This is a genomic window from Ruegeria sp. CDSB013, assembly GCF_059611165.1.
This window is the reverse complement of sequence record NZ_JBXWPA010000003.1, coordinates 189,504-210,890: the sequence shown is the minus strand read 5'-3', so window position 1 is coordinate 210,890 and position 21,387 is coordinate 189,504. Positions and strand designations below refer to the sequence as shown.

General features: G+C 57.9%; 18 protein-coding genes. 15 read left to right on the top strand and 3 right to left on the bottom strand.

Annotation, left to right across the window (positions count from 1 at the left end; all coding sequences use genetic code 11):
- Window positions 1-51 precede the first annotated feature (51 nt).
- The 15 genes from AC2FJF_RS07180 (at window position 52) to AC2FJF_RS07110 (ending at window position 16,449) form a co-directional block, all read left to right on the top strand.
- Window positions 52-966, top strand: a complete 915-nt coding sequence (locus AC2FJF_RS07180) for a 5-bromo-4-chloroindolyl phosphate hydrolysis family protein (protein WP_496724221.1) — start codon at window positions 52-54, stop codon at window positions 964-966.
- A gap of 30 nt (window positions 967-996) precedes the next feature.
- Window positions 997-2,187, top strand: a complete 1,191-nt coding sequence (locus AC2FJF_RS07175; RefSeq protein WP_058275612.1) for a toxic anion resistance protein — start codon at window positions 997-999, stop codon at window positions 2,185-2,187.
- 49 nt (window positions 2,188-2,236) lie between these two features.
- On the top strand, window positions 2,237-3,157 hold the full coding sequence (locus AC2FJF_RS07170; RefSeq protein ID WP_058276873.1) for a DUF2927 domain-containing protein: 921 nt from the start codon (window positions 2,237-2,239) through the stop codon (window positions 3,155-3,157).
- A 21-nt stretch (window positions 3,158-3,178) separates the two neighbouring features.
- Window positions 3,179-4,330: an SPFH domain-containing protein gene (locus AC2FJF_RS07165; protein ID WP_496724218.1), complete on the top strand. Its 1,152-nt coding sequence runs from the start codon at window positions 3,179-3,181 to the stop codon at window positions 4,328-4,330.
- Between the two features lie 3 nt (window positions 4,331-4,333).
- On the top strand, window positions 4,334-4,876 hold the full coding sequence (locus AC2FJF_RS07160) for a hypothetical protein (protein WP_496724216.1): 543 nt from the start codon (window positions 4,334-4,336) through the stop codon (window positions 4,874-4,876).
- Entirely contained in the window at window positions 4,873-5,961 is a 1,089-nt protein-coding gene (locus AC2FJF_RS07155; RefSeq protein WP_496724215.1) for a TFIIB-type zinc finger domain-containing protein, read from the top strand. The genes AC2FJF_RS07160 and AC2FJF_RS07155 overlap by 4 nt, the downstream gene beginning before the upstream one ends.
- Window positions 5,962-6,040: 79 nt before the next feature.
- Window positions 6,041-6,709 carry a nitroreductase gene (locus tag AC2FJF_RS07150; protein ID WP_496724213.1) on the top strand — a complete coding sequence of 223 codons (669 nt, stop codon included), beginning with the start codon at window positions 6,041-6,043 and terminating at the stop codon, window positions 6,707-6,709.
- A 25-nt stretch (window positions 6,710-6,734) separates the two neighbouring features.
- A complete protein-coding gene (gene dtd, locus AC2FJF_RS07145) occupies window positions 6,735-7,172 on the top strand; it encodes a D-aminoacyl-tRNA deacylase (RefSeq protein WP_496724211.1) in 438 nt (145 codons plus the stop codon).
- Window positions 7,172-8,275: a glycerate kinase type-2 family protein gene (locus tag AC2FJF_RS07140; RefSeq protein WP_496724209.1), complete on the top strand. Its 1,104-nt coding sequence runs from the start codon at window positions 7,172-7,174 to the stop codon at window positions 8,273-8,275. The genes dtd and AC2FJF_RS07140 overlap by 1 nt, the downstream gene beginning before the upstream one ends.
- A gap of 51 nt (window positions 8,276-8,326) precedes the next feature.
- Window positions 8,327-10,321: a CocE/NonD family hydrolase gene (locus tag AC2FJF_RS07135; RefSeq protein WP_496724207.1), complete on the top strand. Its 1,995-nt coding sequence runs from the start codon at window positions 8,327-8,329 to the stop codon at window positions 10,319-10,321.
- A 125-nt stretch (window positions 10,322-10,446) separates the two neighbouring features.
- Window positions 10,447-12,033, top strand: coding sequence for an ABC transporter substrate-binding protein (locus AC2FJF_RS07130; protein ID WP_496724205.1), 1,587 nt, complete (start codon window positions 10,447-10,449; stop codon window positions 12,031-12,033).
- A 15-nt stretch (window positions 12,034-12,048) separates the two neighbouring features.
- Window positions 12,049-13,005: an ABC transporter permease gene (locus AC2FJF_RS07125; protein ID WP_058276793.1), complete on the top strand. Its 957-nt coding sequence runs from the start codon at window positions 12,049-12,051 to the stop codon at window positions 13,003-13,005.
- Window positions 13,005-13,820 (top strand): ABC transporter permease, encoded by an 816-nt coding sequence (locus AC2FJF_RS07120; RefSeq protein WP_108859503.1) that lies wholly within the window; start codon window positions 13,005-13,007, stop codon window positions 13,818-13,820. Before AC2FJF_RS07125 ends, AC2FJF_RS07120 begins: the two co-directional genes overlap by 1 nt.
- Window positions 13,817-15,454, top strand: a complete 1,638-nt coding sequence (locus tag AC2FJF_RS07115) for an ABC transporter ATP-binding protein (protein WP_496724203.1) — start codon at window positions 13,817-13,819, stop codon at window positions 15,452-15,454. Before AC2FJF_RS07120 ends, AC2FJF_RS07115 begins: the two co-directional genes overlap by 4 nt.
- 158 nt (window positions 15,455-15,612) lie before the next feature.
- Window positions 15,613-16,449 (top strand): alkaline phosphatase family protein, encoded by an 837-nt coding sequence (locus tag AC2FJF_RS07110; protein ID WP_496724201.1) that lies wholly within the window; start codon window positions 15,613-15,615, stop codon window positions 16,447-16,449.
- A gap of 4 nt (window positions 16,450-16,453) precedes the next feature.
- Here the strand turns inward: AC2FJF_RS07110 and AC2FJF_RS07105 are convergent, their stop codons facing one another.
- The 3 genes from AC2FJF_RS07105 to AC2FJF_RS07095 form a co-directional block, all read right to left on the bottom strand.
- Window positions 16,454-17,377 (bottom strand): alpha/beta hydrolase, encoded by a 924-nt coding sequence (locus AC2FJF_RS07105; protein WP_496724199.1) that lies wholly within the window; start codon window positions 17,375-17,377, stop codon window positions 16,454-16,456.
- A gap of 12 nt (window positions 17,378-17,389) precedes the next feature.
- Window positions 17,390-19,279 carry an acyl-CoA synthetase gene (locus tag AC2FJF_RS07100; protein ID WP_496724197.1) on the bottom strand — a complete coding sequence of 630 codons (1,890 nt, stop codon included), beginning with the start codon at window positions 19,277-19,279 and terminating at the stop codon, window positions 17,390-17,392.
- A gap of 154 nt (window positions 19,280-19,433) precedes the next feature.
- Window positions 19,434-21,254, bottom strand: a complete 1,821-nt coding sequence (locus AC2FJF_RS07095; protein WP_496724195.1) for an ABC transporter transmembrane domain-containing protein — start codon at window positions 21,252-21,254, stop codon at window positions 19,434-19,436.
- Window positions 21,255-21,387 lie beyond the last annotated feature (133 nt).

Genomic DNA, 21,387 nt, shown 5'->3' with positions numbered 1-21,387 from the left:
TGGCACTAATGCTTGGCGTGTGCACTGGCCTGCTAGGGGGCTTGTGAGCGCATGACCAAACGGTATGGCGGAAAATACAGCCCTCAAGGCGACTCGGCACAGCCAGACCAAAACCCGCGTGGCCAGTTTGACGGCGCACGCGTCGAACCTGCTGGCGCCCGCGCCAACCTTTTGTTCTTGCCCGCGATCCCTTTGGTGTTCCTGTCACTGAACGACGGCGCAGTTGGCATGACAATCGGGCTGATTGCAGCCGGCGTTTTGACCGGCGCGGCATTCCTCTTGCGTGAAGGATTGCGGGCCGAGTCTGCCTATAATGCCCGGCGCACCGCCCGTCGCCCGGCGTTTCCCAGAAAAATATTCTCCAGTCTCCTGACCGGGCTTGGGATCGGGTTGGCCGCATACCGCACAGAATTTCTGGATGCGGCTACAGCGTCCGAGGCTAGCCTTATTGCGCCGATCCTGTTCGGCTTGGTAGCTGGTGCCCTCCACTCAGCCTCATTCGGAATTGATCCGATGAAAGACAAGGGTATGGAGGGCATCGATACCTTTCAGCAAGACCGCGTTGCCCGCGTAGTTGAAGACGCCGAAACGCACCTGTCCGAGATGACCGACGCCATCAAACGTGCGGGCGACCGCAGGATCGAGGCCCGCGTTGAACGGTTTCAGGATACCGCCCGCGAACTGTTCCGCACGGTCGAGGAAGACCCGCGCGATCTGGCCGGTGCGCGAAAATACCTGACCGTTTACTTAAAGGGTGCGCGTGACGCGACGGTCAAATTCGCCGACGTGTACGCCCGAACACGCGACGCGCAGGCGCTGGAGGATTATTCGTCCCTCCTGGATGATCTTGAACAGAATTTTGCGGCGCGCACCCGCAAGTTGCTTTTGGACGACCGCAGTGATCTGACGGTTGAAATTGATGTGTTGCGCGAAAGGCTGCAACGCGAAGGCGTCCGGTTGGACTGACCGGCCACAATTTGAGAGAGGATTACCCCCATGTCCGATGACATCAAGAACAAGGCGGTCGAGGCTGAAACGCTGGTACAGGAAGTGACCGCTGTCACCCTGCCCGACCCGACCGCCGAAATCGTCTTGCTTGAAGAGGCCGACGAACCTGTCAGCGCCGAAATCCGCAAGCGCATGGATGAGATCGACATGGATAATACCAATTCCATCGTCGCGTTCGGGTCGTCTGCCCAGGCGGAATTGCAGGAAATCAGCCAAGCCATGTTGGCGGATGTCCGCAACAAAGATGTCGGACCTGCCGGGGACAGTCTGCGCAATATCGTCACGACGATCCGCGGATTTTCAGTCAGCGAGTTGGACGTCCGGCGCGAACGCAGCTGGTGGGAAAAGCTGTTGGGCAAGGCTGCGCCTTTTGCCCAGTTTACCGCCAAGTTTGAAGATGTTCAGGGGCAGATCGACAGGATCACCGACGACTTGCTGGGCCACGAACATACGCTACTGAAAGACATCAAGTCGCTGGACCTGTTGTACGAAAAAACGCTGGGCTTTTATGACGAGCTTGCGCTGTATATCGCAGCAGGCGAAGAAAAGCTGACCGAGCTGGACAGCCAGAACATCCCCGAAAAAGAAGCCGAAGTTCAGGCCGCTCCCGAAGACCAACAAGTCATGAAAGCGCAAGAGCTGCGTGACCTGCGCGCAGCGCGGGATGATCTGGAACGGCGTGTTCACGATCTGAAGCTGACGCGACAGGTAACGATGCAATCGCTGCCCTCGATCCGGTTGGTGCAGGAAAACGACAAGTCGCTGGTGACTAAGATCAACTCGACGCTCGTCAACACCGTGCCTCTGTGGGAAACGCAACTGGCGCAGGCCGTCACCATCCAGCGTAGCGCCGAGGCGGCCGCGGCCGTGCGTGATGCGAATGACCTGACGAATGAGCTGCTGACCTCGAACGCGGCGAACCTGCGTGAGTCGAACAAGATGATCCGGGAGGAAATGGAGCGCGGTGTGTTTGATATCGAGGCGGTCAAGCAAGCCAATGCTGACCTGATCGGTACGATCAACGAAAGCCTTGCAATTGCTGACGAAGGCAAGGCCAAACGCGCCGCAGCCGAACAGGAGCTGCAGAAGATGGAGACCGAGCTGCGCGACACCCTTGCCTCTGCGAAGGCGCGCAAAGACGGCGTCGGCGACAACGCTGGAACTGCGGTTTCGAGCTAAAGGCAGGCTGGACGTGCAAGTGCCGGGATATCTGAAACCTCTGTTGGGTATGGTGGCGCTGTTGGCGCTGGCCAATTGCGATGAGGCGCTGACGTCGTCCGTCGTGCCGCAACCGCGCCCGGTTGCACCTGCACCGGCACCTAATGCTTATGTTCCCCCGTCTGCGGCAAGTCAGGATCTGGCCCGGTTCTATCAGCGGGTCGAACGTGACCTGCTCACCCGCGACATGTTGCGCGTGGATGGAGGTGGTCCCGACACACCCTATGATGCCGATGATTTGGCCCGTAATTTCGAGGCTATTGCCTTTTACAGCGAATACCCCGATCACGCTGTAACTACACGCATTCGGCGAACGGACGGACAGCTAAGCCGGTGGGCAGGACCTGTGCGGATTCAGACCGAGTTCGCCCCGTCCGTGGCACCCGAGATACGCAAAAAAGACGCGGCTGACGTCGAGGCGTTCGCGGAGCGGCTGAGTAAATTGACGGATCACCCGATCTCGGTCGTCAATCGCAAGGCAAACTTCCATGTCTTCTTTGCAGGCAAGGATGACAGCGCCTATGTGGTGAAACGCCTGAAACAGCTGATTCCGGGCATCAGCACGCCTTCACTGGATTTGGTTGCAAACCCGCGCGCCAATATTGACTGTCTTGTTTTTGCGTCTCCTACCAATACCTCACCGTATAAATTTGTGCGGGCTGTCACTCTCATCCGGGCTGAACTGCCGGACCTGACCCGGCGCAGTTGCATCCACGAGGAAATTGCGCAGGGGCTTGGATTGTCCAATGACAGCCCAGCGGCACGGCCTTCGATTTTCAACGACAATGACGAGTTTGCGCTGTTGACCAGCCATGACGAGAAACTTCTGACAATGCTTTATGACCCGCGCCTTGAACCCGGTGTTACGGCTGAAGACGCCCGCCCGGTGGTCCGGATTATTGCTCGCGAATTGATGGGCCAGCAGCTCTGAGCCCAAGGAAAGGAGACCCCAATGGGTATTTTCGATTTTCTGACCGGAGAATTTATCGACGTCATTCACTGGGTCGACGACACCCGCGACACCATGGTTTGGCGGTTCGAGCGTGAAGGACATGCCATCAAGTACGGCGCCAAACTGACGGTGCGCGAAGGACAGGCAGCGGTGTTCGTGCACGAAGGGCAATTGGCAGATGTATTCACGCCCGGCCTCTACATGCTTGAGACCAACAACATGCCGATCCTGACGACGCTGCAGCATTGGGATCACGGATTTCAGTCGCCCTTCAAATCCGAGATCTATTTCGTCAACACGACGCGTTTCAATGATCTGAAATGGGGCACCAAGAACCCGATCATGCTGCGCGATCCGGAGTTCGGACCGACCCGTATCCGCGCCTTTGGCACATACACGGTCCGGGTCAAGGACCCCGCGAAGTTCCTGATTGAAATCGTCGGCACCGATGGTGAATTCACCATGGATGAGATCAGCTTTCAGATCCGTAACATTATCGTGCAGGAGTTCAGCCGCGTAATCGCAGGATCGGGCATTCCGGTGCTGGACATGGCCGCCAACACCGCCGATCTGGGTAAACTTATCGCCGCCGAGGTGTCGCCCGTGCTGGAAGGGTACGGGCTTGAGATGCCCGAGTTCTACATCGAAAACATCTCGCTACCGCCTGCGGTCGAGGCTGCGTTGGACAAGCGGACGTCGATGGGATTGGCAGGCGATCTGGGCAAGTTCACCCAGTATTCCGCCGCCGAAGCGATGACCGCAGCAGCCAACAACCCCGGTCAGGGCGGCGGCATGGGTGCAGGCCTAGGCATGGGTATGGGCATGGCGATGGCCAACCAGATGGCAAACATGGCAGCGGGTCAACCAAGCGGACCGTGGGGCGGTTCCGCCCCCGCTGCCTCGCAACCAGCGGCGCATGCGGCACCGCCCCCTCCTCCGCCGCCGGTCGAGCATGTCTGGCATATCGCCCTGGATGGGCAGACCAGCGGCCCGTTTTCCAAGGCCAAGATGGGCCGCATGGCGACTGATGGTGAGATCACCCGCGACACCCATGTCTGGACCGCCGGTCAGGACGGCTGGAAAAAAGCGGGCGACGTGCAGGAGCTTGCGCAGCTGTTTACCATCCTGCCGCCGCCTCCGCCGGGGGCGTAATCGGTGACGGCAAACGCCGACATATCTGCCTATTCGCAAAGAGAGATCAGGCGCGCCGTCAATTTGAGTGCAATTCTCGGGTGGTTTTGCGTGATTGGCGCGCCGATGCTTTTTGATCTTTTCCAAAGCAGATGGGACGCCACTCTGTGGTCTCTATTTCAGTTATTGACTTTATTTGGTGTACCCTCGGCTTTTCTGATTGCATGGATTTTCGTCGCACCCGCCCTGCGCACGATGATGCGCAAGCCGGTTACTTTTTTCCGGGCAGCTTATTGGGGGGGAGCGATCAGCACAGGTCTTGTCCTGCTGAGTATTGCAATCGGTCGGCTAAGAGGATGGCATCAATCGCACAACGATAAATTCGATTCTCAAATCGGGGGTGGCGATTTCGTGCGATCTGTTGATGGCATACTGACGCCTTATGGATGGCAAGTTCTGGCGCATAATTCCCTTTTGTTTATAGTGGTTTGCATCTTTTTGGCTGTCGTGATCCGCGCAATCATCGGCCCTGGAAAGCCCGTTCAGCCAGCCGAGTTCAAGCAATGACTGAAGAACACCGCTTTCCCTGCGAGCAATGCGGCTCGGACTATCGGTTCAATCCGGGCAACGGGACCCTGACCTGCGATCATTGCGGGCATTCGGAATCCATAGGCGCCGGACCGTGGGGCGGTGCCAGCCTGAAAGAACTGGATTTCAACGCAGCGCTGGCGAACAAGCTGCCGGAAGCAGAGATCGAAGAAACGCGGGTTCTGTCCTGCCCGAACTGCGCAGCTGAGGTCGAGTTTGACCCGAACACCCATGCGGCCGAATGCCCGTTCTGTGCCACTCCGGTAGTCACGGAGACGGGAGTTAACCGGCATATCAAGCCAAAAGGCGTGTTGCCCTTTGCTCTGGATGAACGGTCGGCTCATAAGTCGATGTCGAGCTGGCTTGGCAAGTTGTGGTTCGCGCCCAACGGGTTGAAGGATTACGCCCGCAAAGGTCGCAAGATGCAGGGGATTTACGTCCCCTACTGGACCTTCGACGCGGATACCAAGTCAGCTTATCGCGGCGAGCGGGGCACGGTGTATTACGAGACCCGGACCGTCATGCGTGACGGCAAGCGCGTGCAACAGCAGGTGGCAAAGGTGCGGTGGTCCCCAAAATCCGGTCGGGTTGCCCGGTTCTTTGACGATGTTCTTGTGCTCGCGTCCCAGTCACTGCCGAAACGCTATACTGACGCATTGGAACCCTGGGACTTGCCGGCGCTTGAACCTTACCAGCCGGAGTATCTGGCGGGATTCCGGGCCGAGGCTTATACAGTCGAATTGCAGGACGGGTATACCGAAGCGCGCGGGCATATGGCCCGGGTGATCGAACGAGATGTGCGTTTTGATATCGGCGGCGACCGGCAGCGCATTCACGCAATCGACACGGATGTGCAAAATGTAACCTTCAAACATATTCTACTGCCTGTCTGGCTGGCCGCATACAAATATCGGGGTCAGACCTATCGTTTCGTTGTTAACGGCAGAACGGGGCGTGTTCAGGGCGAACGCCCTTGGTCCGCTATCAAGATCACGATCGCTGTTGTGTTGGGTCTGCTGGTTGCAGCGGGTGTCGGATACCTCATGGCAACTGGTCAGCAGTAGCACCTGTCCCCTTTTAACCGCTTGAATATCGCCGAACCTGACGCCATCCTGCGCCTCGGATACACGAAGGGGGAGCAGAGTGACGCTATCCGATTTGGATCGATTGCTGGCTGAGCGACATTCTTGCCGGGCGTTCCGACCTGAACCCGTTCCCAAAGACCAGATCAAACAGATTCTGACCAGCGCGTCCCGTGCGCCCAGCTGGTGTAATGCGCAGCCCTGGAACATCGTGATCACCAGTGGAGCCGAGACTGACGCTTTTCGAAAGGCGCTGCAAAACGAAGTCACAACCGGCGCACCGGAACCCGACCTGCCGTTCCCGACGGCGTATACCGGTATCTATCAGGAGCGACGTCGCGAATGTGGCTGGGCATTATACGAAGCCGTGGGCGTGCAGCGCGGGGACCGCGCCGGTTCGGCCAAGCAAATGATGGAAAACTTTGCCCTTTTCGGTGCGCCGCATTGCGCGATTATCTCAAGCCCTGCGGACCTTGGTCCTTACGGAGCGATGGACTGCGGTGGTTTTGTCATGGCCTTCACCCTCGCCGCCCAAGCGCTGGGGGTGGCCACAATCCCTCAGGCCGCGGTGGCCAGCTATGGTCAGTTCCTGCACCGATACTTTGGTATCCCCGATGACCGTTTGATCTTGTGCGCAATCTCTTTCGGCTATTCCGATACAGACCACCCTGCAAACGGGTTTCGAACCAGCCGTGCCGGTCTGGACGAGATCGCACGCTGGGTTGAATAACCACGTCACCAAACGGAGAACGGATTTGCGCGCACTGCTACAAAGGGTTTCCCTGGCCAAGGTCTCGGTTGATGGACAAACGATCGGACAGTCTGGCCCTGGGTTGATGATCCTGGTCTGTGCGATGAAAGGCGATGATGAACAAAAGGCCGGGCAGCTTGCGGCCAAAGTATCAAAGTTGCGCATTTTCAAAGATGAAAACGGCAAGATGAACCGCTCTGTCGTTGATGTGGGTGGCTCGGCTCTGGTGATCAGCCAGTTTACGCTGGCCGCCGACACGTCGCGCGGGAACAGGCCAGGGTTTTCCGAGGCTGCGGCCCCGGATGAGGGGCAGCACCTGTATGAAGAGTTTGCGCGGCGGTTGCAGGCGCATGGTGTGGCCGTCGAAACCGGGCAATTCGGTGCCGACATGGCGGTAGAGCTGGTTAATGACGGACCAGTCACGATTTGGATGGAAAACTGATGGATCAGAGGCAACAGGCAATTCGCATTTGGCAGGCTGGCGTTGATGCGGTTGACGGAAAAAGGGCCACCAAAGCTGTTCTGGATGGGGTTCCAACGCCCGACCAGATCTTGGCAGTCGGCAAGGCAGCCGCAGCAATGGCCAGCGCGGCATTGGAACATTTCGGCCCGCGTCCGACGCTGGTTGTCACCAAGGATGATCACGGACGCGGTCTGCCGGAACATGTTCAGCTGATCGAGGCCTCACACCCCGTTCCGGACGCGCGCAGCCTTGAGGGCGGTCGCGCCCTGCGGGCCACGATCGAGGCTATGGCACCCAATTCTCATGTGCTGCTTCTGGTTTCGGGCGGAGCCTCATCCCTGGCTGAGGATTTGCTGCCGGGAAACACTTTGAGTGATCTGGAGCAGCTGAACGGCAGGCTGCTGTCCGAAGGGATGGATATCACCGCAATGAATGCCGAGCGTCGCAAGCTGTCCCGGATAAAGGGCGGTGGGCTGCTGGCCCATTTCAAAGGGGCAAAAGCCACCGTTCTGGCAATCTCGGACGTTCCCGGGGATGATCTGAATGTCATCGGATCGGGGATCGGTGCCTTGCCCGAAACTTACGAATTTGACGCCGTGACCCAGATTGTTGCGTCGAACGCTCATGCGCGTTCTGCGGCAGCAGATTTGGCGCGTCGTGAAAGCCTGCAAGTATTGGCCAATGAAGAATGCCTGCACGACGACTTCTTGCACGTCGCTTCCCAACTGGGACAACGCCTGAGGGATATGCCCCCGGGTGTCATGGTGTTCGGCGGTGAGCCTACGGTTGTGTTGCCAGATCAGCCGGGCCGCGGCGGGCGCAATCAGGCGCTGGCTCTGGCGCTGGCCCGTGAAATAGCCGGGACCTCGGGTCTGACGCTGGTCGTTGGCGGAACAGACGGAACCGATGGCCCGACCAATGCCGCCGGAGCGGTTGTTGACGGCACGACCTGGGACGACGGGGCTGAGCATGCCCTGCAGAATGCAGATAGCGGGAGTTTTCTGGACGCCGCCGGCGCTTTGTTGGTGACGGGTCCGACCGGAACAAACGTGATGGACCTTGTTGTCGCAATCAGGCGATGAATTGACGATTTTCAAACACCGGGAAACGCAAAAGACCGTGACACTTCCACAATGACGCGCTCGCTCAATTCGCTATGCGATATCGAAGACTTACCGGATGTCGGCATAGTGATGCCCGACGGATGTCGCCTGTCAGCGCGTGTCTGGCGTCCGATGGATGCAGACAGCAACCCCGTTCCGGCCATTTTGGAGTTTCTTCCCTATCGCAAGCGTGACGGTACAGCGACGCGTGATGCCCTGACCCATCCTTGGTTTGCCAAACGCGGCTATGCCTGCATTCGTGTGGACATGCGCGGCAATGGCGACAGCGAAGGGTTGATGGAAGACGAATACACTCAGCAAGAGCTGGATGATGCCGTCTCAACAATTCGGTGGCTGGCGGATCAGCCGTGGTGTTCGGGCACCGTTGGGATGATGGGAATCAGCTGGGGCGGGTTCAACGCGCTTCAGGTTGCCGCCCTTCAACCCGCGCCGCTGAAAGCAATTATCTCCCTGTGTTCAACCGCAGATCGTTACGCAGACGACATCCATTACAAGGGCGGATGCTTGCTAAATGAAAACCTGGGTTGGGGCGCGACCATGTGGTCGTACTCATCCCGCGCACCGGATCCTGCGCTGCGCCCCAACTGGCGCGAGCTGTGGCTTAAGCGTTTGGAAAATCAAACGTTCCTGCCCTCGACCTGGCTGCGCCACCAGACGCGCGACGCCTATTGGCAGCATGGCTCTGTCTGCGAGGATTTCAGCGCGATCCGCGCGGCGACTTTGGCCATAGGCGGTTGGGGGGACGCGTACAAGAATACCGTGCCGCTGCTGGTCGAACAGCTTAACGCTCCGGTCAAGGGAATCGTGGGGCCATGGGTGCACAAATACCCGCATTTCGCGGTGCCCGAACCGAGGATCGGTTTTCTTCAAGAGGCACTGCGTTGGTGGGATCATTGGCTGAAAGGTCTGGATAGCGGAGTTGAAACCGACCCAGACTATCGAGCGTATCTGATGGACGGCGTCCGCCCAAAGCGGTGGTACAACAACAGACCCGGGCGCTGGATCAGCGAGCAAGCCGGCGCGAGCTCGCATTTGTCCAACCTAACTTTGAACCTGTCGAACGATGGGCTCGGGCAAGATGAGCCGCTGGAGACGCGGGTCCAGTCGCCCCAAACCTGCGGCATGGATGGCGGCGAGTATTGCGCAATTTGGCTGGGACCCGACATGCCCGGCGATCAGCGCCCCGATGATGCGTTGTCCGCCTGTTTCGATGGCCCGCCTTTGTCGGAAGATCTTGATATTGTCGGCGCTCCGCGCATTTGCCTGAATGTCAGTGCCGACCGTCCGCAGGCACAGATTGCCGTGCGGTTAAATCATGTCCATCCGGATGGGGCCTCAACCCGGATCACCTATGGCGTTCTAAACCTGTCGCACCGAGACAGCCACGCGCAACCAACTCCGTTGACACCTGGAAAACCCTACGAAATCTCATTGGACCTGGATCATATCGCCTATCGCGTTCCCAAAGGGCATCGCGTGCGGGTGGCTGTGTCCAGCGCGTATTGGCCGCTGATCTGGCCAGCGCCTGAACCCGTCGAACTGCACCTGACAGGTGGTACGATCACGATCCCGAACCGGCCGACCGCGGGTGATGATGAGCATGTGTTTCAGCCGCCCGATTCTGAAACCCCGATTGATGTGACGACCCTGCGGGACAGCAGCAACTCTCGCCGGGTGGAGACTGACTTGAATTCAGGTGAAACCCGATTGATCATCGAAGACGATTTCGGTCGCGTAACGGACAATCACCACGGGCTTACGCATGGTGGCACTGCATATGAACGCTGGACCATCCACCCCGACAACCCGCTATCCGCCCACGGGCGGTGCCGCTGGACACAGGAGATCAGTCGGGACGGGATAGACCTGCGCACGGAAACATCCTGCGAAATGTGGTCGGATCGAGAGAGCTTTTTTCTTAAGGCGCAAATAAGTGCCTTTGAAAACGAAACCTTGGTATTCTCTAAACAAACGGAGGACGCCGTTCCACGAAACCAGATGTGATATTTTGGTGGCCAAAGGTCAGACATTTGTCCTTGCTCGGTAGACCGAAATGCGCCTAACTTGACTCATGCGTCAATAAAAATGCCCGGGAAGGGCTGAAATTCAATCAACTGGGAGATCACTAAATGAACGAACAACTCACTCACATGGCCGGTAAGGTCACTGCGGGCAAACTGACCCGTCGCGAATTCATGGGGAAAGCGGCGGCTCTGGGTGTGTCGGCGGCGATGGCCAGCACCATGTTCGCTGACGCTGCGCGCGCGGCAGGACCGAAGAAGGGCGGCGACCTGAAATTTGGCCTGCAAGGCGGCGAATCCACCAATTCGCTGGATCCGGCGACCTATGCCAGCTCGGTGCCGTTCCAGAACGGCAAACAATTCGGTGACCAGCTTGTGGAAGTTGCGCCCGACGGGTCGATCGAGCCGCGCCTGGCTGAAGCCGTCGAAGGCAGCGCGGACGCCAAAGTTTGGACGTTCAAACTGCGTCAGGGCGTCGAATTCCACAACGGCAAGACCATGACCAGCGAAGACGTGCTGAAAACCATGGAGCGCCACTCGAACGAAGACTCCAAGTCCGGTGCCCTGGGTATCATGAAGGGCATCGAGTCAATGAAGGCCGATGGCGACAATTTCCAGGTCACACTGACTGAGCCAAATGCCGACTTGCCGTATCTGATGGCCGACTATCACCTGATAATTCAGCCTGATGGCGGAATGGAAAACCCAGGTGCAGGCATTGGTACCGGACCATACCAGTTGGAAGTCGATGAGCCGGGCGTACGCCACGTGTTCAAGAAATTTGCCAACCACTGGAACCCCGATTTCGGCAATTTCGACAGCGTCGAAGTGATTGTCATCAACGATGCGACTGCCCGTACGGCTGCTCTGCAGTCCGGTCAGGTTCATGCGATCAACCGCGTTGAACCAAAGGTTGCCGATCTGCTGGGCCGCGCCCCGAACTTGACGGTGCACTCGACCGCCGGCCGTGGACATTATGTGTTCATCATGCATTGCGACACCGCGCCGTTCGACAACAACGAACTGCGGCTGGCGCTAAAACACGCAATCAACCGCCAGGACTTGGTCGACAAGGTTCTGCGCGGCTACGGCACAATTGGCAACGACATGCCGATCAATGCGGCATACCCGCTGTTTGACGGCTCTATCCCGCAACGCGACTACAGCCTTGAAAAGGCGGCAGAGCACTATGCGAAGTCGGGCCATGACGGTTCGCCGATCATCCTGCGTGTTGCAGATGGCGCCTTCCCGGGTGCCGTTGACGCAGCGGCCCTGTTCCAGCAAAGTGCGGCTCAGGCCGGTATCCCGCTGGAAATCAAGCGCGAGCCCAACGATGGCTACTGGTCGGAGGTCTGGAACGTTCAGCCGTTCTGCGCATCCTATTGGGGTGGCCGTCCGGTGCAGGATCAGATGTACGCGACAGCGTATCTGTCGACTGCCGACTGGAACGACACCCGCTTCAAGGTGCCAGAGTTCGACGAAATGCTGTTTGCAGCACGGGCCGAACTGGACAACGACAAACGCAAGGACATCTACAGCAAAATGGGCATGATGGTCCGCGACCAGGGCGGTCTGATCTGCCCGATGTTCAACGATTTTGTCGAAGGCGTCACCAATCAACTCGAAGGTTGGGAAAGCGACCCAACCCAAGAGATGATGAATGGCAACATGTCACGCAAGATGTGGTTCGCCTGATAGGGCCCACGGATAATGCATCCTATCATCAAACTGGTTTCCCAGCGCCTTGCGCTGGGACTCCTGCTTCTCTTCGGTGCATCGGCTCTGATTTTCGGCCTCACCGAAGCCCTGCCTGGGGACGCTGCGCAAGCGGTCCTTGGCCAATCCGCAACCCCCGAGGCGCTGGCAAACCTGCGCGAGGAAATGGGCCTCAACCGTCCCGCTCTAACCCGATATTTCGAATGGCTGGGCGGCATCCTGCAGGGCGATCTGGGTCAGTCTTTGACCAACAAACTCGACATCGCAGAAAGCATCGGAAAGCGCTTAGGGAACACCCTGTTCCTGGCATGTGCTGCAGCCGTCGTTTCCGTGCCGCTTGCTATCTTTCTAGGCCTTCTGGCCGTTCGGTACCGCAACCGCTGGCCTGACAAACTGATTTCTGCAATCACCCTGACAACGGTTTCGATCCCGGAATTCCTGATCGGTTACGTGGTGATCTACTTCGTCTCGGTGAAACTGGGCTGGTTCTCCTCACTCGCAATGATCAACGATACAATGTCCTTCGGGCAAAAGCTCAATGCCATCGCCTTGCCTGCCTTCGTTCTGACACTGGTGGTTCTGGCGCAGATGATGCGAATGACCCGCGCTGCGATCCTGAACCTGATGCAGTCGGCCTATATCGAAACGGCTGAACTGAAAGGCCTCTCGAATTTTCAGGTCATTGCGCGCCACGCGTTTCCCAACGCGATTTCCCCTATTGTCAACGTTGTGATGCTGAACCTGGCCTATCTGGTTGTGGGCGTCGTCGTTGTCGAAGTGGTGTTCGTATATCCCGGCATGGGGCAATATCTGGTGGATTCGGTGACCAAGCGTGACGTGCCAGTCGTTCTGGCCTGCGGCGTCGTCTTTGCCGCGGTCTATATCGGGCTCAACATGGTTGCCGATATTGTGTCTATCCTTGCCAACCCAAGACTGAGGCATCCGAAATGATGAAGAACATTCCTATTTCGGCCGCCGTCGGTCTGTTTTTCACCGGACTGTACTTTTTCATAGCGATCGCAGCCCCACTGATCGCCCCTTACGGAATGGCCGAAGTGGTCGGTGATGTGTGGGAACCGTCAAGCGCCGAGCATCTGCTGGGCACGGACAATATCGGGCGCGATCTGCTGACACGTATGATCTATGGTGGTCGCACGACCATCTTTATCGCTGCGATGGCTACGATCCTCAGCTTTATCACTGGCACCTCGCTGGGCCTTTTGGCTGCGGTTCTGGGTGGTTGGGCTGACCAAGCGCTGAGCCGGACGGTTGACCTGATCATGTCGATCCCAACGCTGATCCTGGCACTGGTTATCCTGGCGATTGTTCCGGTGACCGTTCCGATCCTGATCCTTGTTATGGGGCTGTTGGACGCCACACGTCCTTACCGACTGTCTCGATCGGTCGCCGTGGACATCAACGTGATGGACTATGTCGAAGCCGCAAAGCTGCGCGGTGAAGGTCGTCGCTGGATCATCTTCCGGGAAATCCTGCCAAATGCTCTGTCACCTCTGGTGGCCGAATTCGGGCTGCGGTTCATCTTTATGGTTCTGTTTATCTCGACCCTGTCGTTCCTGGGTCTGGGCGTCCAGCCGCCGCTGGCGGACTGGGGTGGCATCGTGAAGGAAAACAAGGACGGGATCGTCTATGGAATCGGCGCGGCATTGTACCCTGCTGTCGCCATCGCAACGCTCGCCATTTCGGTCAACCTTGTGGCTGACTGGGTTCTGAACCGTACCACATCGCTGAAAGGAGGCCGGGGATGAGTGATACCCTTCTCAAGGTCCGCAACCTCAAGATCGGCGCGACCGTCTATCCGCCCGGCGAAAAGCCCCATGACATCGAAATCGTGCACGGGGTCAGCTTTGACCTCGAACGCGGAAAGGTGTTGGGGCTGATCGGCGAATCCGGTGCCGGTAAATCGACCATCGGTCTGGCGTCCATGGCTTATGGCCGCGGTGGCGTCGAACTGACCGGCGGAGAAGTCTGGGTCAACGGGCGCGACATTCTAAAAACCCCGCATAGCGATATTCGCAATCTGCGTGGGGGCGAGGTTGCCTATGTCTCGCAATCCGCCGCCGCATCGTTCAACCCAGCCAAGAAGATCATGGATCAGGTTGTCGAAGCTGCGGTCGAACATAAGAAGTTTTCGCGTAAAGAGGCTGAAAGCCGTGCGCGGGAACTGTTCGCCAAGCTAGGGCTGCCCGATCCGGACAATATCGGTGATCGTTATCCTCACCAGGTCTCGGGCGGTCAGCTACAGCGTTGCATGACGGCGCTGGCGCTGTGCCCTGAGCCTGATCTGGTGGTGTTTGATGAACCGACCACAGCACTGGATGTGACCACTCAGATCGACGTTCTGATGGCGATCAAAGAGGCCATTCGTGATACTGGCGTTGCTGCGCTCTACATCACGCATGACCTCGCCGTTGTTGCTCAAGTCAGTGATGACATCATGGTTCTGCGAATGGGCAATACGGTCGAGTATGGCAATACCGACCAGATCATCAACAACCCGCAGGAAGAGTACACCAAGGCGCTGGTTTCGGTCCGCTCGATCGAGCACGAAGAGAAAAAACCCACACCGGAATCGGTATTGAGCGTCGAAGGTATTACCGCGCGCTACAAGGGTTTGAATTTTGACGTGCTACACAACGTCAATGTCGAGCTTCATCCGGGGCAGACACTGGCGGTTGTCGGCGAATCCGGCTCGGGCAAGTCGACACTGGCGCGGGTGATCACAGGCTTGCTGCCGCCGCGCGATGGTGAAATCACCTTTGCTGGCCGCAAGCTTAGTGGCGATCTGAAGGGCCGCAGCCGTGAAGACCTGCGCGAGCTGCAGATGATCTACCAGATGGCTGACGTGGCAATGAACCCACGCCAGACGGTTGGTACGATCATTGGACGCCCGCTGGAGTTCTACTTCAACATGCGCGGTGCCGAAAAACGCAAGCGGATCGTCGAACTGTTGGATGAGATCGAACTGGGCGAAAAGTACATGGACCGCTATCCGGCGGAACTGTCAGGTGGTCAGAAACAGCGTGTCTGTATCGCGCGGTCGCTGGCAGCCAAGCCCAAGATGATCATCTGTGACGAGGTCACCTCGGCGCTTGATCCATTGGTGGCGGATGGCATCCTGAAACTGCTGTTGGACCTTCAGAAGATCGAGGATGTGGCGTACCTGTTCATCACCCACGATCTGGCGACGGTGCGCGCGATCAGCGATAGCATCGCAGTGATGTATCAGGGCCGCGTGGTTCGCTATGGGTCGAAAAGCGAGGTGCTGAGCCCGCCGTTTGACGACTATACCGATCTGCTGCTCAGTTCCGTCCCCGAAATGCATCTGGGTTGGCTGGAAGAGGTTGTCGCCCACCGCAAAATGGAAAGCGCCGGAAACTGACCCCTGCCCTTTCCGTGACAGATAAGTGAAAAATTGAAATCCCGGCGCCTTGTTCGATGACAGGTGTCGGGATTTTGCTATTGGGGGCGCGAACGGGCAGACCCATGATCGCGAATCCCCTAGGGTCGCCAGAATTATTTAGTCAAAAGGCCAAAGACATGGACCGCAAACTACTCCTCATCATCCTGGACGGTGTTCCGTGGCGCAATTTCCGACGGTTGTTCGGTAACCTTGAAGGTTGGGTCGACAGCGGTGAGGCGCGGGTCTGGAAGCTACGCGCTGTTCTGCCATCCACGTCGGCCAGCTGCTATGCTTCGATCCATACTGGTGTGACACCGCAGGAACACGGCTGTACCGGCAACGGCAATGTCTTCCGCCTGAGCCACAAGGACGTTTTCAGCCAGGTACGAGAGGCTGGTGGCGTAACCGGCGCTGTCACCCACAGCTATTGGTCGCAGTTCTTCAACCGCCACCCGTTCGATTACGTCCGTGACATTGAATATGATGAGCCTGAGAGCAAAACGATCAACCACGGTCGCTTTCACACCATGACAGGCTATGGCAAAGCCAATCAGATGACCCCGTCCGACGTTGATCTCTATGCCACTCTGACCAATCTGTGCCTGCGTCATGGGCTGGACTACGGCCTGCTGCATGCCTGCACATTGGACAGTATGGGGCACCGTTTTTACCACGATTGCGAAGAGATGGACCACGCTTGCTTCGTAGCTGACGAGATGTTGGCACCTTTCATCCCGCGTTGGCGGCAACTGGGGTACGACGTGATTGTTACCGCTGATCACGGACAGGATGAGCGGGGACACCACGGCGGGCGCAGCCCGCTGCAACAGGAAACCGCGTTGTATTACTTTGGCGACGCCGAAGGCCCCGAGGTCGACACGGTGATCGACCAGCTACAGCTGGCGCCTACGATCCTGAACCGCATGGGTGCGCCCATTGCCGAAACGATGAAGGCACAGTCTTTCCTGAAGTAACGGATTAATCGTAGGGCCAGATCTGCTGGCCCAGCGCCTCAATCGCAACTGAGATCCGTTCAAAGCTGTCAGCCGCGCGCTTCACACTTGTCCGCGCGCGCAGATATCCGTGAACGAGGCCCGGCTCGTTGATCCAATGCGCCTGCCCTCCGGCGGCGGAAATCTTGTCGCAATAAGCGGCGCCATCATCCCGCAGCGGATCACAATCTGCAGTCACCACCACGGTCGGCGGAAGACCCGAGAAATCTGTGTCGTGAAGCGGCGCGAAGGTCGGATCATCTTGCGGGACAGTGCCACCGCAACGTACCTTTTCGTAGAAAACGATCTCATCCAGCGTCAAAAGCGGCGCATGGGCGTGTTCGATATACGACCCGTTCGCGCTGTCGCCGCCCAAACCTGGGTAGATCAGCACCTGCCCCAGCACATTCTCCAACCGCCCTCGCCCATATTGGGCGACCGCTGCCGCCAGATTGCCACCGGCACTGTCACCCGCAAGGACAATAGGATCGCCAAACTCCTGCACAGCCCAGTTCGTAGCGGTCCAGCTATCCTGAAACTGCGCAGGATGTACGTGTTCGGGGCACAGGCGGTAGTCCACGGCCACAACCCGATACCCGGTTTGCGCGCAAATCTCGGCGCAGACGTCGTCGTGGCTGTCCAATCCGCCAACAACAAAACCGCCACCATGAAAATAGATGACGGTTCGTGTCGGGTGACCGGCATTGTAAACGCGGACAGGCACACCATCGGCCTGCCTGTCCTGTGTTTCGACCCCTTGTGGGCGGGGTTGGCGAAAGTCGCGACACATCGTGTCGTAGACCCGGCGCTGATCCTCGATCGTAAGGTCGACCGCATCATCCGGATAGCTTTCAGCCGTTCGTTTTATGAACGCCCAAGTCTCTTCATCAATCAGACGTTCATAATCCATGTTTCCTCCCGGTCAGGCAGCCCACTCCCACGGCCGGGTGAACGATCCCAGCACTTTGCTGACATCGTCCTCTGCGGAACCCTTCGCGTCAAGCTGCGCAACGAGTCCGCGTTTCTTATCGTCGATGACCGAAACGACCCGTGCCTCAAGGCCAGCCTCTTCCAACGCGCCGTTATAGATACGCGTGATCGCCTGTTTGCGAAGTTCGGGCTTAAAGACCTTACCGACGGCAGTTTTGGGCAGTTCGTCCAGAATGGTCATGTGCTTGGGTTGTGCCGCGCGTTCATGGACATGCACATTACAATACTCCATCAGCTCTTTCTCGGTGACCGAGGCTCCATCAACCAGTTCGACAAAGGCGCAAGGCACCTCGCCCGAATAGGCGTCAGGCTGCCCGATGGCACCGGCAAACGCGACAGCATCGTGCCCCAGCAGAGCTTCTTCGATCTCGGCCGGGTCAATGTTGTGACCCCCGCGAATGATCAGGTCCTTGGCACGACCTGTGATCCAAAGGTAGCCATCTCCGTCAAAGCGTCCCAGATCACCTGTGCGCAAGTACTTGTCGAAGTGGTACAGATCTACGTTCTTGTCCGCCTCGGTATAGGTGTTACCGGCGAAAACGCCCGGATTCGAAATGCAGATCTCACCAATTTCATCTGCGGCGCATTCCTTTGGTCCGTCCGGACCATCCTGCAGGATTTTCACATCCGTATAAGGGAACGGAATACCGATCGAGCCGATCTTCTTTTCCCCGTCCACCGGGTTGCAGGACACCAGACAGGTGGCTTCGGTCAGACCATAGCCTTCCACGATGGTCACGCCGGTTGCCTCTTCAAAGCGCCGGAACAATTCGACCGGTAGAGGGGCCGAGCCCGAAAATGCCGTTTTCACGCTTGAGATGTCCGCATCCACTGGGCGCTGCATTTTCGCGGCAATTGCAGTTGGGACGGTGATGATGAAGGTCACTTTCCAGCGTTCGATCAGTTTCCAGAAATTGTCGAACACGCCGTCGCCGCGATATCCAGCAGGCGTCGGGAAAACCACATGCGCGCCGGATGAGACGGCAGCCATCATGATCACATGCACGGCAAAAACGTGGAACATGGGCAGCGGGCACATGATCACGTCTTCTTCGGAAAACAGCAGCGTGTTCCCAAGCCAACCGTTGTAGATCAGGCCCGAGTATTTGTGCTGTGCGACCTTCGGCATACCGGTCGTGCCGCCAGTGTGGAAATAGCAGGCAACGCGATCTTCCTTGCTGTCTTCAAAGGTCAGTGTCGTCGGTTGCTTGGACAGTTCCTTGTTGAAGTTCTTATAGTCCGCATGCGCCAATTTTTCCTTGTCGCCCATTTTGGGACGCAGGAACGGCACCAGCCAGGATTTCGGCGGCGTCAGATAACGGTTGAGGTCAATCTCAAGAATGGTCTTGACGTTGGGCGCATGGCGCACCGCCTCTTCGACTTTCTGCGCCACATCCGTCTTGGGGAAGGATTTCAGGGTCACAACCACTTTGGCACCGGTTTCGCGCAGGATTGCTGCGATCTGCTCAGGCTCTAGCAGCGGGTTGATCGGGTTCACGATCCCTGCGACCGCACCGCCCATCATGGTGACCAGCGTTTCGTTGCAGTTGGGCAGCACATATGCCACCACGTCTTTCTCACCGACACCCAAAGACCGGAACAGGTTCGCTGCCTGATTGACTTTGCCAAGCAGTTGCGACCACGTCAGAGTCTCGGCCTTGTCTGTCGGACCAGACATGAGCTGAAAGCTGACCGCATCACTGTTTGGGTATTTGCCTGCTGTGCGTGACAGCAACTGGTGGAAAGTGACCGGAACATCCCGATCCTCCCACGACATTTCCTGCTCCATTCTCGCCTTGTCTTCCAAACCCACAAAGGCCATGTGACTCCTCCCTGTTTTTCTCCCGCGTCTTGCGCGGTTTTTTCCAAAACAAGATGGAAGCAAAACCCCGCAGGTGCAAGCGACGGGTTAGAGGGGCCACGCCCAAATTTGTAGAATTACGCAGCGGCGTAAAATTGACTTCCCCGACGTCAGGCTATTCTGCCGCAACTCCGTCGGTGAATTGCAGGCGCGCCAGGCGAGCATACAAGCCATCCTGAACGACCAGATCCTCGTGCGTGCCTTGGGCCACGATCTGACCGGCTTCCATCACAACGATCCGATCCGCCTTTTTGACCGTCGCCAGACGGTGGGCCACGATCAGTGTGGTGCGCCCGGCGCGCATCTGGTCAACCGCGCCCTGAACCGCGCGTTCGCTTTCGGCATCCAAGGCCGAAGTCGCCTCGTCCAGCAGCAGAACCGGGGCATCCCGCAGGATCGCACGGGCAATCGCAATGCGCTGTTTCTGACCGCCTGACAGCATAACGCCGCGCTCACCAACAAAGCTGTCATAACCTTCGGGCAGTTTCGAGATGAACTCATGCGCCGCGGCTGCGCGCGCGGCCGCCTCAACCTCGGCATCCGTGGCGTCCAGACGCCCGAACCGAATATTCTCGCGGGCCGAGGCTGCAAAGATGATCGGATCCTGGGGCACCAAAGCCATGTGCTGCCGGAAATCGGACCGGTCGAGATCACGTAGGTCAACGCCGTCCAGACTGACATGACCTGCGTCCGGATCGTAGAACCGCTGGATCATCTGGATCACTGTGGTTTTGCCTGCACCCGATGGACCAACGAAAGCCACGGTTTCACCCGGTTTGATCGAAAGGGTCAGATGGTCCAGTGCCACCACATCCGGACGGGCCGGGTAGCGGAAGGTGACATCATCGAACCGAAGCTCACCGCGCACAGGTGCTGACAGGGGTTTGGCCTTGGCTGGATCGATCACGGTATCCTGCGCGTTCAGCAATTCCACCAGACGCTCGGTCGCGCCGGCTGCACGTTGCAGCTCGCTCCAAATCTCAGAGAGGGCGGCGACAGAGCCGGCCATGATGATTGAGTAGATCACGAACTGGATCAGAACACCTTCGGTCATCACGCCGTTGCGAACGTCGTTTGCCCCCATCCACAACACGCCGACGATGCCCGAAAATACAAGGAAGATAACGATTACCGTCATCACGGCGCGCGTTTGTATACGTCGAAGAGAAACCGCATAAGAGGTTTCGGTCATATCGCCGAACTGCTTCCGGCTGGCTTTTTCATGTGTAAAGGCCTGAACGGTTTGAACCGCGCTCAGTGCCTCGCCTGCGTTGCCCGACGAGGCCGCGATCCAGTCCTGATTTTCGCGGCTGAGGACCCGCAGACGACGCCCCAGAACAAGTATCGGCACCACCACCACCGGGATCAGCAAAAGCACCAAACCCGTTAGCTTGGCCGAGGTCAGCAGCATCAGGACCAAACCACCCGCAAACAAAAGCATATTGCGCAAGGCAATGGATACGGACGATCCCAGCACAGACTGAATCAGGGTCGTGTCCGTGGTGATACGGCTGAGCACCTCTCCGGTCATGACCCGTTCGTAGAACTCGGGGCTCATTCCTATGACGCGGTTAAACACGGCCTTGCGGATATCGGCCACGACGCGCTCACCCAACCGGGTGACCAGCGCATATCGGATGCCAGTTCCCACCGCCAAAATCGCGGCAATGCCCAGTGCCGCCAGAAAGTACCAATCCAGCAACTCGCCATCTTCAATTCGGAAATTGTCGACTACTCGGCGTACCGCAAGTGGCAGGGTTAGCGTCATGCTGGCCGTCAACACCAGTGCCAGTACCGCACCCGTCATCAGGGCCCGATACGGCTTCATAAATGGCCAAAGAGACGACAGAACGCCTATCTTCCGAGATCCAGCACGCTCTTCCGTGGCACCGGGTGCAGGTTTGCCCTTGGGCGTGGCTGAGGCAGAGTTCGCCATAATTGGCCCTTACGTCTTTTTCGCACTTAAGTGTTCGCTTCTTGGCGGCCGCGGCAAGCCGGGTCAAGAACCACAATATATGACCCCACATAAAAGGGCCATTTGACGCAGAATTTAAAGGCTGATTTGGAGC

Bases quoted from the DNA above. Each gene is read 5' to 3' on its own strand.
- AC2FJF_RS07095 (WP_496724195.1), bottom strand. From the start codon at position 21,254: ATGGCGAACTCTGCCTCAGCCACGCCCAAGGGCAAACCTGCACCCGGT.
- AC2FJF_RS07165 (WP_496724218.1), top strand. From the start codon at position 3,179: ATGGGTATTTTCGATTTTCTGACCGGAGAATTTATCGACGTCATTCAC.
- AC2FJF_RS07170 (WP_058276873.1), top strand. From the start codon at position 2,237: ATGGTGGCGCTGTTGGCGCTGGCCAATTGCGATGAGGCGCTGACGTCG.
- AC2FJF_RS07155 (WP_496724215.1), top strand. From the start codon at position 4,873: ATGACTGAAGAACACCGCTTTCCCTGCGAGCAATGCGGCTCGGACTAT.
- AC2FJF_RS07175 (WP_058275612.1), top strand. From the start codon at position 997: ATGTCCGATGACATCAAGAACAAGGCGGTCGAGGCTGAAACGCTGGTA.
- AC2FJF_RS07115 (WP_496724203.1), top strand. From the start codon at position 13,817: ATGAGTGATACCCTTCTCAAGGTCCGCAACCTCAAGATCGGCGCGACC.
- AC2FJF_RS07130 (WP_496724205.1), top strand. From the start codon at position 10,447: ATGAACGAACAACTCACTCACATGGCCGGTAAGGTCACTGCGGGCAAA.
- AC2FJF_RS07100 (WP_496724197.1), bottom strand. From the start codon at position 19,279: ATGGCCTTTGTGGGTTTGGAAGACAAGGCGAGAATGGAGCAGGAAATG.
- AC2FJF_RS07110 (WP_496724201.1), top strand. From the start codon at position 15,613: ATGGACCGCAAACTACTCCTCATCATCCTGGACGGTGTTCCGTGGCGC.
- AC2FJF_RS07120 (WP_108859503.1), top strand. From the start codon at position 13,005: ATGAAGAACATTCCTATTTCGGCCGCCGTCGGTCTGTTTTTCACCGGA.
- AC2FJF_RS07125 (WP_058276793.1), top strand. From the start codon at position 12,049: ATGCATCCTATCATCAAACTGGTTTCCCAGCGCCTTGCGCTGGGACTC.
- AC2FJF_RS07180 (WP_496724221.1), top strand. From the start codon at position 52: ATGACCAAACGGTATGGCGGAAAATACAGCCCTCAAGGCGACTCGGCA.
- AC2FJF_RS07140 (WP_496724209.1), top strand. From the start codon at position 7,172: ATGGATCAGAGGCAACAGGCAATTCGCATTTGGCAGGCTGGCGTTGAT.
- AC2FJF_RS07105 (WP_496724199.1), bottom strand. From the start codon at position 17,377: ATGGATTATGAACGTCTGATTGATGAAGAGACTTGGGCGTTCATAAAA.
- AC2FJF_RS07135 (WP_496724207.1), top strand. From the start codon at position 8,327: ATGACGCGCTCGCTCAATTCGCTATGCGATATCGAAGACTTACCGGAT.